13 protein-coding genes are annotated in these 12,838 nt (G+C 48.1%); 7 read left to right on the forward strand and 6 right to left on the reverse strand.

The window, feature by feature from the left end:
• Positions 1–3: 3 nt before the first annotated feature.
• Complete coding sequence (locus tag PSHG_RS07435; RefSeq protein ID WP_010271427.1) at positions 4–1,254, forward strand: methyl-accepting chemotaxis protein; 1,251 nt, start codon at positions 4–6, stop codon at positions 1,252–1,254.
• Positions 1,255–1,470: 216 nt separating this feature from the next.
• Here PSHG_RS07435 and PSHG_RS07440 read toward each other — a convergent pair whose 3' ends face one another.
• Complete coding sequence (locus tag PSHG_RS07440) at positions 1,471–3,264, reverse strand: M3 family oligoendopeptidase (RefSeq protein ID WP_010271429.1); 1,794 nt, start codon at positions 3,262–3,264, stop codon at positions 1,471–1,473.
• A gap of 268 nt (positions 3,265–3,532) precedes the next feature.
• On the opposite strand from PSHG_RS07440, the gene PSHG_RS07445 reads away from it, so the two are divergent.
• Both PSHG_RS07445 and PSHG_RS31405 read left to right on the forward strand, forming a co-directional pair.
• Positions 3,533–3,730, forward strand: coding sequence for a YycC family protein (locus tag PSHG_RS07445; protein ID WP_026021234.1), 198 nt, complete (start codon positions 3,533–3,535; stop codon positions 3,728–3,730).
• Complete coding sequence (locus PSHG_RS31405; protein ID WP_010271433.1) at positions 3,727–3,966, forward strand: hypothetical protein; 240 nt, start codon at positions 3,727–3,729, stop codon at positions 3,964–3,966. The genes PSHG_RS07445 and PSHG_RS31405 overlap by 4 nt, the downstream gene beginning before the upstream one ends.
• A 67-nt stretch (positions 3,967–4,033) precedes the next feature.
• On the opposite strand, the gene PSHG_RS07455 is transcribed toward PSHG_RS31405, so the two are convergent.
• Positions 4,034–4,417: a globin domain-containing protein gene (locus tag PSHG_RS07455; protein WP_010271435.1), complete on the reverse strand. Its 384-nt coding sequence runs from the start codon at positions 4,415–4,417 to the stop codon at positions 4,034–4,036.
• A 264-nt stretch (positions 4,418–4,681) separates the two neighbouring features.
• Here PSHG_RS07455 and ylbJ point away from each other — a divergent pair, with 264 nt between their 5' ends.
• Positions 4,682–5,893 carry a sporulation integral membrane protein YlbJ gene (ylbJ, locus tag PSHG_RS07465; protein WP_010271438.1) on the forward strand — a complete coding sequence of 404 codons (1,212 nt, stop codon included), beginning with the start codon at positions 4,682–4,684 and terminating at the stop codon, positions 5,891–5,893.
• Between the two features lie 257 nt (positions 5,894–6,150).
• Positions 6,151–6,963, forward strand: a complete 813-nt coding sequence (locus tag PSHG_RS07470) for an NAD kinase (RefSeq protein WP_010271441.1) — start codon at positions 6,151–6,153, stop codon at positions 6,961–6,963.
• 265 nt (positions 6,964–7,228) lie between these two features.
• On the opposite strand, the gene PSHG_RS26855 is transcribed toward PSHG_RS07470, so the two are convergent.
• The gene (locus PSHG_RS26855) at positions 7,229–7,534 is read right to left on the reverse strand and encodes a YutD family protein (RefSeq protein ID WP_010271444.1); all 306 of its coding nucleotides are present in this window, start codon (positions 7,532–7,534) and stop codon (positions 7,229–7,231) included.
• A gap of 91 nt (positions 7,535–7,625) precedes the next feature.
• Positions 7,626–8,495, reverse strand: coding sequence for a lipoyl synthase (lipA, locus tag PSHG_RS07480; RefSeq protein ID WP_010271447.1), 870 nt, complete (start codon positions 8,493–8,495; stop codon positions 7,626–7,628).
• 232 nt (positions 8,496–8,727) lie between these two features.
• Between lipA and larB the strand changes: the two genes are divergently transcribed.
• Positions 8,728–9,504, forward strand: coding sequence for a nickel pincer cofactor biosynthesis protein LarB (gene larB, locus PSHG_RS07485; protein ID WP_010271448.1), 777 nt, complete (start codon positions 8,728–8,730; stop codon positions 9,502–9,504).
• Positions 9,505–10,392 (forward strand): nickel pincer cofactor biosynthesis protein LarC, encoded by an 888-nt coding sequence (larC, locus tag PSHG_RS07490; RefSeq protein WP_010271450.1) that lies wholly within the window; start codon positions 9,505–9,507, stop codon positions 10,390–10,392.
• A gap of 887 nt (positions 10,393–11,279) precedes the next feature.
• Here the strand turns inward: larC and PSHG_RS07495 are convergent.
• On the reverse strand, positions 11,280–12,149 hold the full coding sequence (locus tag PSHG_RS07495) for an amidohydrolase family protein (RefSeq protein WP_010271452.1): 870 nt from the start codon (positions 12,147–12,149) through the stop codon (positions 11,280–11,282).
• Positions 12,136–12,627 carry a nickel pincer cofactor biosynthesis protein LarC2 gene (gene larC2, locus PSHG_RS07500; protein WP_010271454.1) on the reverse strand — a complete coding sequence of 164 codons (492 nt, stop codon included), beginning with the start codon at positions 12,625–12,627 and terminating at the stop codon, positions 12,136–12,138. The genes PSHG_RS07495 and larC2 overlap by 14 nt, the downstream gene beginning before the upstream one ends.
• Positions 12,628–12,838: the final 211 nt, after the last annotated feature.

A 12,838-nucleotide genomic window follows, 5' to 3' on the forward strand; every position in this document is an offset into this window, starting at 1 on the left:
TGTATGGAGCGTTTTCATTCTATGCCCCTCGGCACCAAGCTGCTCATCGGAGCTTACGTTCTCATTGGCGTCTTCTCCATCCTGCTCCTGCTTCTTTCCAAGCTGGCTATCTGGCTAAATCTGCTGATCCTTCTTGCAATCGCTTTAACTGCCCTGCCTGCGGTTAAAGCTTTAGAGAGATCACTGACTGCACCTATTGAAGCTATGGCTAGAGCCGCCTTAGCCATAACCAAGGGGGATTTCACCCAGCGTATCAAAGTGGATAGCAGCGATGCAGTCGGTGAGTTAGGACATGCTTTTAACAGCATGACCGACAAGCTCAAGGAAATTTTACAAGAGACGACAACCATTTCGCGCACCGTTTCAGACAAAAATCGCGAGAATTACATCAAGAATCAGAGCCTGAAGCAGGTGCTTGGACAAGTGACGCTTTCCACCGATGAGCTTGCCTCCGGTGCCAATCAGATCTCCGCAGAAATCTCGGGGATTTCCTCAGCGCTTAACGAAATCGAGCAAAGAATGGCCAGTTCCGTGGACGCTTCGCGCGAGATGAACTCCCGTTCCCAGGCAATGGCTGAGCTGATCGCCAAAGGTCAGAGCGCGGTTGAGAGTCAGAATCACGGCATGCAGAAAAATATTGAAGCAACCTCCCTGGTTTCAACCGCCATTGCACAGTTAGCGGAGCAAGCGGAAGGAATTAACCGGATTACCAGAACGATATCCGATATCGCCGAGCAGACCAACCTGCTTTCGCTGAACGCTTCTATTGAAGCCGCCCGGGCAGGCGAGCACGGACAAGGCTTTGCTGTTGTCGCCAATGAAGTGCGCCAATTAGCCGAGGAATCTACTGCGTCAACCAAGGAAGTGTTTGGCCTCGTCCAGGGAATCAGCCGGGAGATCCAGCAAGCATTGCACCATATTCAGACTAATGAAGAGATCGTTCTTATGCAGAAAGAATTTATTTTGCAAACTGAATCCGTATTCACAGAAATCGTGGACAGCATACGCTTCATCAGCCAATCCATATCCTCATTTGCCGAAGAAAGCGAGTTAATGCTCTCGGGAGCCCGCAGGATCGCTGCAACGATGGAGAACATTGCAGCCATCACCCAGCAATCCGCAGCCGGTACCGAAGAAGTATCCGCTTCGATGAACGAACAGATTAATGCAGTTCAAGAGATGCTGCAGCAGGCAGAACAGATGACCTCCAACGTGGTCAAGCTTATGCGGACAATCCAAATTTTCAAAATATAACGTCATAATCAATTTCATTTGTTGATTAACGTATTTATATGTTTTATCGCTAAGCCTCATATAGCTGCTTGTATTTCAAATAGCTGCTTATGAGGCTTACATTATGCACCCACACACCACGTGCTTGGAGTTCTCGTGCGGTGCTGAAAGGGTTAATGATCTTCGTTAATGTTCTTCAGAGCTGCATACAGACAAATTAGCGCTCTCGAAAACATTCTATTTCGTAAGTTCTAGAAACTGCCTGACATCCTGTACGGATAAATCCAGAGCCTGCTGCCAAAATTCAGGCTGCCGCAGATCAACCCCCAGATGCTTGTGAGCCAAATCCTCTACGTTCATTCTGCCGGTATCTTGAAGCAGGGCAATGTAACGATTCTCAAACGACTTCCCTTCCTGAATCGCTGCTGAATAAATGCCTGCGCTAAACAAATACCCGAAGGTATAAGGAAAATTGTAAAATGGAACGCCGGTAATATAAAAATGCAGCTTGGACGCCCAGAAATGAGGATGATAGCTGCCGAGAGCGTTGCAGTACGCTTCCTTCTGCGCAGTTATCATAAGCTCATTAAGCCGATCAACACTTAGCGGTCCTCTCACCCTTTCTTCGTAAAAGCGGGTTTCGAACAAAAAGCGTGCATGAATGTTCATGAAGAACGCAACGGACCGCTGAATTTTATCCTCCAGCAAAGCCAGCCTTTCATCAGGCGAAGCAGCCTGCCGCACCGCCGCCTCACTGACAATCATCTCGGCAAAAGTCGAAGCGGTTTCCGCTACGTTCATCGCGTATTTCTGCGATAAAGCCGGCAGGTCTTTCATTACATGCTGATGAAATCCATGACCAAGCTCGTGGGCCAAAGTCGAAACATTGTCTGCTGTCCCTGCATAGGTCATAAAGATTCTGGTCTGGCCGCTCGCAGGAAAAGATGAACAGAAGCCGCCGGGTCTTTTGTTAGCGCGATCCTCCGCTTCAATCCATCTGTTTTCAAAGGCGTGAACAGCAAAGTCGGCCATTTGCGGACTGAACTTGGCAAACTGCTCAACGATCAGGGCCGCTGCCTCATCATAGCTGTATGTTTTTTGGGTCTTGCTTGAAGGAGCATCCACATCATGCCACTCTAATTGATCTATGGAAAGCCGTTCCGCTTTTCGCTGAAGATACTCTACGAACGGAGCTTTGTTGCGCTCTATCACATCCCACATCGCCGTTAACGTCTCTTCCGACATCCGGTTAATAGCTAGCGGTTCCTTATGGATCGAAGACCATTGTCTATGCTTGTAAACCTGCAGCCGAAAGCCCGCGAGGTGATTAAGGGCGTCTGCACAAAAATCCGCCTTTTCCTGCCAGGCCTCTTCCCACTTGGCAAACAAGGCTTGACGGCTGTCCCGGTCAGACTGGTGCAGTTTATTGAATGCTTGACCGGCAGAAAGCTCATGCTGCTGGCCGCCTTCCTCATGAACAATTCGCACTTGACTGACTGCAGTGTCATAGGCCCGGCTCCAGCCGTGATAACCATCCACAGACAGATCCTGAATCAGCGCCTCCAACTGGGGCGACAGCTTTTCTTTGGCCTGGTTTCTCCGCTCCTCCAAACCGAATGCAATCGGAGCCCATTCCTCCATCGTCAATAGCTCCGTCCAGATTGCATCTGGAATTTGCAGCAGCCATTGATCCAGTCCGGTAACAGCGGATAGAAATTCGGCTTTTAACGAAGTGACTACGGCACCGAGCTGTACCGCTTTTTTGTCTCTTTGGTCCTGGGCCGCGAGACATGAAGTAAACGCCGAGCTTTCCGAAAGCATGATCGAAATAGACTGCAAAAGCTCCACCCGTGGGCGCAGGCTTTCCGCTGCTTCCTCAACTGCTGCCGGTGCTTTCGTCTCAAGGCCAAGCTGGCGAAAGCGCGCAATCTGTTCTTTAATATTGTCCAGATATTGCTTGAATTCAGCAGACTCGCTGCCTCCTGTAAACAAAACATCTAGATCCCATGTCGGTTGTAGTGGTGTTTTCATGAAGCACCTCACTTTCAGGATTATGCATTTTGCCTAAATCGAATTCATCCGCATGCGGCAGCCAGATATAGACAAAGAAAAACTGTTTTGATCTATACCTCGATTCCTTAACACTTAGCTGGGATTTATGCAAAATGCTGGATTAATAACTACTTCTATTAAAACATAAATAACCGGTTTGGCTAACCCCCCGTTTCCTCATATCCGTTTGCCATCCTTTCCAGGGAAGCCTATAATGAAAGAAATAAATGAAAATGCGGGTGATCCAATGAAACCACTGCAAATATCAGCTGAAACCGCCATTAAATTATCGGAAAAGCTTAACGTCCCAATCGAGAATCTCATGCACATGCCCCAGCATATTCTAATGCAAAAGCTTGCAGAGCTGGCACAACAGGAAAAAGAAGCCGGACACCCGAGCAGCAGCATGGAACAACCTAAAGATTCCGGAGAGAACCGCGGATGATCCCCTTCTCCCACACCTGGCCCTATGAAAGTATTGGCGATGACCTGTATGTACAGGATTGCCCATTTTGTGAAGCGAGCCATGTTTTGCTGCCCCTCAAGAAAAAACATTTATCTCATGTAAATACAGGAGAAAAGAAGCTTCTTGTATTCCCCTGCTGCTTTAATAAGGTCAGCATAATAGAAGCAGATGGCGATTATTTGCTTGCAGACCGGCCTTTGCGCAAGTTCACCTGATTGATAGCATTTATCCATAAAAAAAGAGTGCGAATCCTGTACGGAAACTCGCACTCTTATTCTTGTCCTATGGCTGGTTCACAAAGTGGTACGCCGGGCCCTTCAACCGTTCCAGAATCACCTTCCGCAGCTCCGGATCCTCCACTTCTTGCTCCAACGCTTCCCGCATACAGCCCAGCCAAGCATTAGCCCGTTCGGGTGTGATCGGAAACGGCATATGTCTTGCTCTCATCATCGGATGGCCGAATGCATCGGAATATAGGGAAGGCCCGCCAAAAAACTGGGAAAGAAACATATACTGCTTCTCCATAACAGGCTCTATATCTTCTGGGAACAAGGGAGCAAGCAATTCATTTTGCTGAACCTTCGGGTAGAAAGCTTCCACCAAACGGCGTACCGCTTCAGCTCCGCCCATCGCCTCGTAAATCGTACCTGGCTCGGATGATCTCATCATTAAGCAAGCTCCTTATCAGCAATCCGCATCATCTTCAGCGGAGTTCATCAGATGTTCTTTAATAACATAAACAAATGCACATACGAGTAGAGCGGTTATTATGATGCCCATCCTCGCTCCCCCCCTGACATTTGATATAGTCCTATTGTATCATAACCGCTTTTAGAGATCAGCACCCATTTGCAAGGAATGGAAGTCCTATTTTCACATATATTGATGTTAGCAGGGACAATCTCCTGACTACGCAGGAGGTACGCATATATGCCTAGGCTACGTTCAATAAAAATTTACTTGCTGGCTTTTTCCGCTCTAACTCTTACCCTTTTGCTCTTGCTTTTTCCGGCTGCCGCTATGGAAGCTTCGCTTAGAGGAATTGCGATTTGGTGGGAAATTCTCTTTCCCACACTCCTACCTTTTATCATCGTATCGGAGATCATGCTTGGTTTCGGGTTGGTGCATTTTATGGGGGCTTTGTTTGATCCGATAATGAGACCTTTATTTCGAATACCGGGCATTGGCGGGTTCGTCATGGCTATGGGTTTTGCCTCCGGCTATCCGGTGGGGGCCCGGCTGACCAGCCAGCTGTGGGAACAGAAGCTCGTTACTCGGGAAGAAGGTGAAAGGCTTGTTGCCTTCACCACCAGCTCTGATCCCATTTTTTTAATCGGCGCCGTCTCTGTTGGCTTTTTTCACAGTACGCAGCTGGCTGTCATTCTCGCAACAGCTCATTATGGCGGTGCTTTACTTGTCGGCTTGATGATGAGATTCCACAGCAAAAATTCCACTCCATCACCTAAATCTGCATCCGCCTCAGCTGCCTCGCCTTTGATCCTGCGGGCGTTTCAAGCCATGCATGAAGCACGATTAAAAGATGGAAGAACAATTGGCCAGCTGCTTCGCGATGCAGTCACCTCTTCATTGCATATGATTTTTGTTATCGGCGGTCTAGTCGTATTTTTTTCGGTCGTGATGGAGCTTTTCCGGCAGGCTTATCTGCTGCAATGGTTAGAGCAATTGGCTGGTGGCTTCTTCGCGCTTTTGTCCATTCCTGCTCCCTTGACCGATTCCATAGTCAATGGCTTGTTTGAGGTCACTTTAGGGGCCAAAGCGGCAGCCGAAGCCTCTGCTCAGACTCCGCTAATGTACAAAGCCATGCTGGCAGCCATTGTCCTTTCATGGGGCGGACTGTCTGTACACGGTCAGATCGTCAGCTTGCTGTACAGAACAAATATCCGTTACACTCCATTCCTGCTGGCGAGAGTGGCCCACAGTTTGTTCGCCGCGATGCTCGTAGTTGTATTGTGGAAGCCGCTAACTATCGCCACAGAAGTCTGGCTCCCTTTCTCAGCACCCAACTATTCCTTTGACTGGCTGAACAGCTTGCAAGGAAATATGAAAGCTTTTATTCTGCTCATCCTGATCCTGTTGGCCGGGTCTTTCCTAGCGAAGCTGCTTCGGTTTAAGTCTAAGTAAATAACGGAATCCCATTTCCCCTAGCAAGGCGCTAGTTTCCCAAGTTGTGTTCTCTAGTCTTATTAGGTATGATGAGAACAGATAAGAAAGCTTCTAACGAAGCCCATTCGAAGATGATAACCCGGTATTAGCGGTAACTTTTCATGCCAATCAGAAAGCGGGTTTCGATATTGACACTTATACTTTCTGATGTGCTAAACAATCTCCTGCTGCAGGAGCTTATACATAAGGGTTTGCAACGATTAGGGGGATGACCGTTGAATTATTTTGTAGTAGACCGTGGGGACGACATTTCTCTCAGATTAACTGAACAATTTCATCAATTAGCCAAAGGTTATGGTATGGTTCTGGATGGTACAAAGCCTGACATTGTACTCTCGATTGGCGGAGACGGGACGATGCTTCACGCCTTCCACCGTTTCCGGCACTTGCTGGAGCATACGGCATTCGTAGGGATTCACACCGGCCGCTTGGGCTTCTACGCGGACTGGACTCCCGACGAGCTAGAGGAATTGGCTCAGCTTATGTATCATCAAACGACAGAAAGCCGCATGCAGATAGTTGAATATCCGCTTGTGGAGATCACCTTTACAACTGCGGAAGGAATGGAAAGCTACCTTGCGCTCAACGAGTTCACGTTAAGAGGCATCGCAGAAACGATGGTCGCCCAATTAAATATAAATGACGAGATGTTTGAAATGTTTCGCGGTGATGGCATCTGCATTTCTACCCCATCGGGGAGTACCGCCTACAATAAAGCACTCAATGGGGCCCTCATTCACCCCTCGCTTGAGGCTCTTCAAATAGCGGAAATCGCATCGATTAACAATCGCGTATTCCGTACGCTTGGCTCGCCGATGATTTTGCCGAAGCATCACAGCTGCGATATATACCCGCAGACCAAGAAAAAAGTGCTGTTATCCGTAGACCATCTCTATTTGCAGCGGGATGATGTCCTTTCCATTCGCTGCAAGGTGAGCCCTGACCAAAAAGTAAAATTCGCACGATTTCGTCCATTTCCGTTCTGGAGCCGGGTACAAAAAGCGTTTATTGGGATGGACTACAAGTAGATAGCAGAGGATTAAAACAACTGGCCTCCTCTCATTCATCGCACTGGACAGTACATGTTTTACTTTATGCATGCTCATCGAACAGGGCTGTCCGCCAAGGCGGCAGTTCCTTCAGCCCGATATCCAAAAAAAGCAAACCCCAAGAACGCGGTTATATCAACGTTCCTGGGGTTTTCCTTTCGCTGCAATTGGCTAAAAATGGCTTTCTGGACAGACTCATTGCTTTGTCCGCATTTTACGCCAACAAGGAGGGCAGATGCACTCCTTATCTTTCTGCTGCCGCTGAATTGCGCTGCTGCTTAGGCTGCTTCTCAAGCACGAAGTACGCACAACCAAAATTACAGTACTCGTTAATGTAATCTTCGAGTCCGACTATGGAGCTATCCTTATTTGCCTTCGGATGAGAATCGCGATAAAAGCCCCGCAGCCGCAGCTGGCTATAGCCCCAGTCGCCAACAATATAATCGTACCGGTCCAGCACCTCGCTGTAACGGCTTTTGAAGGCTTCCCAATTCCACCCGTTGCGGTTATCCTTCAGCAATTCATAAGTATTGCCGCCTATCTGTATCATAATCTGACTGTCTCCTCCTCGCCTTCCCCAGTCGAACAACAAGACGCTTTAGCAACAAATCCAAGCGCTCTCTGTACGATCTATAACATCTTTATTTAGCGGCGGACTTCACTTGCTCATGCGCATGATAAGAGCTTCGTACGAGAGGTCCCGACTCCACGTGACGAAAACCAAGCTTCAAGCCCTCATCCTTCAGCATAGCGAATTGTTCCGGGGTATAAAAATGCGCTACGCTCAAATGCTTCTTAGTTGGCTGTAAATATTGTCCGATCGTAACGATATCGACACCGACTTTACGCAAGTCCTGCAGCGTGGCGAGAATTTCATCCCATGTCTCGCCTACACCAATCATAATACTTGATTTAGTTGGGATTTGCGGTGCAAGCTCCTTGGAGCGCTTTAACAAAGCCAATGTCCGGCTGTATTTAGCCTTGGAACGAACTTTATCGGAAAGACGCTCTACCGTCTCAATATTGTGGTTCAGAATATCCGGCTTGGCGTCAAGCACCTTCTGCAGTGCCAGTTCATTGCCCATGAAGTCGGGAATCAGCACTTCTACCCCACAGAGCGGAAGCCGGGAGCGGACCGCATGAATAGAAGCGGCAAAAATTGCAGCTCCTCCATCAACCAAGTCATCTCTGGCAACAGATGTGATAACGCAGTGCTTAAGGCCCATCTGTTCAGCGGCCTCCGCCACCCTCTCCGGCTCCTGCCAATCCAGTTCAGTGGGCATCCCTGAGTTAACCGCACAGAAACGGCAAGCACGGGTACAGGTATCACCAAGAATCATAAAGGTGGCCGTGCGGTTCGCCCAGCATTCGTAAATATTCGGACACTTGGCCTCCTCACAAACGGTATGTAACGTTTTAGAGCGCATCATGCTTTTAATTTCTTTATAATTATCATCCGTGTTTAATTTCGTTTTGAGCCACTCTGGCTTTCTTTGCATTTCCGTAGCCATTTAAATCTCCCCACTTTCTCTATTTGGACTGGCTGACTAAACTCTTTAGTATAGTATTATACCATGACGGCAGCAGCATTCCACAATGAATCTGCATTCAGCCTATATCCAGACATTCGGCCAGAGGATACTCATAGATAACGGAAATATGATAAAATCAAGTTATCTAGAAGCTTTTATGCTAACGGAATGAACCAGATTGCAAAATGCTTACATAGAAAAGAGCGTGAATATGAACGAGTTGGAAGCCTTGTTGCAGAAAGTCAAAAATGGCGATATGGAAATCGACCAGGCCGCGGCGCAGATCACCAAGCATTTGCAGGATCAGTCAGTGGCTGATCTCGGCTTTGCCCAGATTGATACCGAGCGGGAACAACGCGTTGGTTTCCCTGAAGTTGTATTTGGCGAAGGAAAAACACCCGAACAAATTATCCTGATTATGCAGCGGATGATGCAGAATTCCGATAGAATTCTCGCTACACGGATTGATCCGAACAAAGCCGACCTCATTTTGGCCGAGCTTCCTCAAGTCACTTATCATCCCACTGCCAGAGCGATAACTTGGTTCAAGCGCCCCTTGCTCAAGGTCCATGACGGATATATTGCCGTAGTTTGCGCCGGAACTTCTGATATGCCGGTAGCCGAGGAAGCGGCGATTACTGCGGAAGTGATGGGCAATCATGTGGAGCGGATTTACGATGTTGGCGTAGCAGGCATCCATCGCCTGTTCCGCAGATTGGACGTCATCCGTAAAGCCAATGCGATCGTTGTGGCAGCCGGAATGGAAGGGGCCCTTACAAGCGTCATTGGCGGGCTGGTGTCCAAGCCTGTTATCGCTGTCCCGACCAGTATAGGATATGGGGCGAGTTTTCAAGGCATGTCCGCGCTATTGACCATGCTGAATTCCTGTGCGCCGGGAATTAGTGTTGTCAATATTGACAACGGCTTCGGTGCGGGATATTACGCAGGACTGATAAACTATAATTTATCCAAAAAGGAGCAATCCTAAATGAACATTGCTTATTTTGATTGTTTTTCCGGAATTAGCGGGGACATGTCCCTAGCTGCTTTAGTAGATGCCGGGGCAGACCGGGAATATATAGAGCGAGAGCTTGGCAAGCTGCAAATTGAACCTTTTCAACTGGAATGGGTAAAGGTGATCAAGTGCGGAGTGTCCGCTTTGAAGCTGAACGTAATCGAGGATAAAGAGACACCTCCAGCGCACCATCGTCATTATTCCGAGATCGTTAAGTTCATCAAAGAAGCTCAATTCAGTCCAAGAGTGACCGATTACAGTCTTAAAATTTTTGAACAAATTGCTATTGCAGAGGGCAAAATTCATAATTTACCTGTAGAAAAAGTCCACTTCCATGAAGTCGGCGCTATCGACTCGATCGTTGATGTAGTCGGTGTCGCACTGGCACTGGACTCCCTCAACATCGATGAGATTATCTCAGCACCGGTACCGCTAGGCTATGGAAAAATCCGTTGTGACCACGGTATTTATCCTGTTCCCGCTCCCGCTACTCTGGAGATGATGAAAGGCATCCCGCTTGCTGACAGCAAACTGAATATGGAGATGACTACTCCTACAGGCGCAGGCATTATATCCGGTCTCGCCTCTTCCTTCTCTCCCGGAGTGCCGAGGATGACGGTGAGAGCCATCGGCTACGGAGCCGGCACAAAGGATCTGCCTTCCCAGCCCAATGTGCTGCGTGTCATTATTGGAGAAGCCGAGGAGCTTCCTTTAGCTGTGAACAATAAGCATGAGCATGGGCATGGACACGCACACCACGAGCATGAGCACGGGCATGGGCATGGACACAGCCATCACCACGACCACGAGCACGGGCATACACACGCACACCACCACGAGCATGAGCATGACGGAAAGTAGTAATTAATGTAGCTTCCAGCTCAGTATCCGCCATGAAACCGGTGCGTACCGTACCGTTCAAAGCAAAAGCGCTCAGCATATAGAATTTAGTCTAACAAGTTCGTAAACACTATCGGTAAAAACGGGCATATCGGTAGGATTGCCTCCCTCAGCGGCGGAATGGCTGCGATAAGAGCGAGAGAGGCGAAATTTTCTTAGGTCAGCAAGCTAATCGCTGTCATCGTCTTTTCATTACATAGTGTCGGATCGACGAACAGGTGCAACATACGTGAGGCTTTGTGAGCATTTTGTGAGCGCTTTGTGAGACGTTTTTGCGAGAAGCTTTTGCATGCGAAGTGCTTTGTGCGAGGCTTTGTGAGGCGTTTTTACGTGAAGTTTTTGCATGCGAAGCGCTTTGCGGGACGCCTGGGAGCGCTTTGTGAGACTTTCAGCGCTAACGCTCGTCCTTGCTCTTATTTGCCTAAAAAAGCAGGCTTTTTATTTCTAACGCTCATCCTCGATCTTATTTGTGACAGAAAGTCCAGAAAACCGCGATCTGAAGCAAAATAAGGACGAGGGCAAGCGTTACAATTTTTCTCCCCCTGATTTTGTTCAAATAAGGACCACTGCGAGCGTTAAAATTGAAACAGTGCTAATCGGGGGCAGAACTAGTGTACAGAGGTAGCATATACAGAACTAGCCTACAAAGCTAGCATATACAGAACTAGCGTGCAAACCTGGCTGCAAACGCCATTCTGCTACCGCCCAACCGTCATCCGCTGCCCCCATCAAGTAACTGTAATTTTGCGTAACTATCCATCAACGGCAATCTCAAAACTCCATTCTACAGTGAGACCCTGCAAAAATTAGCACATATTGTACACGACCAACCTCTGCAAAGAGAATAACTAACCCTCCAGCCGTTTTCTCGCTTTCGGAAAAACATTCAACGCATTCTCGTAAAATACGCTGGAATAAAAGCTTTCCGGGACGAGAGCTTCCACAAACCGGATATAAATCTCAACCGGAGCAAGCGGCCAATCGGTTCCGAAAAGAATTTTATCATAATGATCCGCATATATGAGGGCTCTGCGAAAATGGTCCATGAATAGCGGCTCTGTCACAAACCGCTGAAAAAACGGTCCATCTCCAACCTGTAAACCGGAAAGATCCGCATATACGTTAGGGTTCTTGCGAACTACCTCTGCTGCATCCATCACCCAAGGGTCACCAAGGTGACAAAGCACGAAATTAATATCGCGATGGCTGACTGCCAGTTCATCAACCGTCAGCGGATGGGAATATTTGATGAGTCCGTCTTTAGAATAAGTATCTCCTGTGTGAATAACAACGGGAAGATTATATTGCTTGGCCAGCTCGTAAATAGGGCCATATATTTTATCATACACGTAGAAGTGATAGTAACCGGCATACAGCTTAATTCCTGCCGTACTGTCAAGAGACAGCCTTTTTTCTATACGGTCAAGCTCTGCCTGCCCTCCAGATTCCAGCAAATAAGGGTTGATTCCGGTGCATTCCAGCAAAAAGTTTGGAAGCTTATCCTCCAGGTTGAGCGTCATCGGATTAGCGGCATGCCGGTCGGGAAATCCACCTTCTGCCGTTTCATTGACTCCCATGCCAATTCCAAGCACAACTCCATTGGCCGCAAACTCTTTGGACAAACCGTCTGCGGTGTAGTCCACCAAAGATAATTCATCCGCTGTCTGCTGGAAGCTGGCAATCCGGGATAAATGAACGTGAGCGTCAATGATGTTCATGGGGAGCTCCTCCTTCCTGCTCGAAGCGAAGCCGAACTTCTTCGTACACTTGCTTAAGCGGAAGACCAAAGCGACGCGCCACCGCAGCACACTCTTCATGCTCCGGGGCAAAATGCACCGGCTTGCCTTGATAGTAACCGACTTTAACTGAGATTTCGCCCCAAGGTGTATTTACCTTCTTCCAAGCTCTTCCTAAGCGATGGCAGGACGCCTGAAAATATCGCAATCCCAGCGTAGAGGTTTCTGAAAAAATAACCTGCTCCATAGCTGAAAGCTTCTCCCGGTCCACCAGGACATTCAGCATTAGACCGGGCCTCCCCTTTTTCATAATGATCGGAATCCAGTATGCATCGTTGGCTCCGTGCTTCAACAGCTGATCGGTGACATAAGGGCAATGCTCCGGATTCATGTCATCCAGGTTGGCCTGAATCAGGATCATATTGTCATCTACATGCTCTGTGCGGTGATCAAATGACATCGGCTGCCTCCTCGCGAAACAATGCTCTTTTTAGTTTCCCATTATACCTTGCCGGTTCTAGCTATGTAAATGTTACCGGGATGGATAAAAACTCCCGCCGAGATACATTCTATGGGAAAAACCTCTTTTTGCAAAAGAAGCAGGTTCATTTCAGCTCTTCAGGAAGGAGGATTCAGGTTGGGCAAGGCTATGCGTCGCAAACTACTCTGTG

Source organism: Paenibacillus senegalensis JC66 (assembly GCF_000285515.1).
Classification (GTDB): Bacteria; Bacillota; Bacilli; order Paenibacillales; family NBRC-103111; genus Paenibacillus_L; species Paenibacillus_L senegalensis.

Excerpts from the sequence above, each read along its gene's own strand:
- PSHG_RS07435 (WP_010271427.1), top strand. The coding sequence starts at position 4 with ATGGAGCGTTTTCATTCTATGCCCCTCGGCACCAAGCTGCTCATCGGA.
- PSHG_RS31405 (WP_010271433.1), top strand. The coding sequence starts at position 3,727 with ATGATCCCCTTCTCCCACACCTGGCCCTATGAAAGTATTGGCGATGAC.
- ylbJ (WP_010271438.1), top strand. The coding sequence starts at position 4,682 with ATGCCTAGGCTACGTTCAATAAAAATTTACTTGCTGGCTTTTTCCGCT.
- PSHG_RS26855 (WP_010271444.1), bottom strand. The coding sequence starts at position 7,534 with ATGATACAGATAGGCGGCAATACTTATGAATTGCTGAAGGATAACCGC.
- PSHG_RS07455 (WP_010271435.1), bottom strand. The coding sequence starts at position 4,417 with ATGAGATCATCCGAGCCAGGTACGATTTACGAGGCGATGGGCGGAGCT.
- larC (WP_010271450.1), top strand. The coding sequence starts at position 9,505 with ATGAACATTGCTTATTTTGATTGTTTTTCCGGAATTAGCGGGGACATG.
- larC2 (WP_010271454.1), bottom strand. The coding sequence starts at position 12,627 with ATGTCATTTGATCACCGCACAGAGCATGTAGATGACAATATGATCCTG.
- lipA (WP_010271447.1), bottom strand. The coding sequence starts at position 8,495 with ATGGCTACGGAAATGCAAAGAAAGCCAGAGTGGCTCAAAACGAAATTA.
- PSHG_RS07445 (WP_026021234.1), top strand. The coding sequence starts at position 3,533 with ATGAAACCACTGCAAATATCAGCTGAAACCGCCATTAAATTATCGGAA.
- larB (WP_010271448.1), top strand. The coding sequence starts at position 8,728 with ATGAACGAGTTGGAAGCCTTGTTGCAGAAAGTCAAAAATGGCGATATG.
- PSHG_RS07495 (WP_010271452.1), bottom strand. The coding sequence starts at position 12,149 with ATGAACATCATTGACGCTCACGTTCATTTATCCCGGATTGCCAGCTTC.
- PSHG_RS07440 (WP_010271429.1), bottom strand. The coding sequence starts at position 3,264 with ATGAAAACACCACTACAACCGACATGGGATCTAGATGTTTTGTTTACA.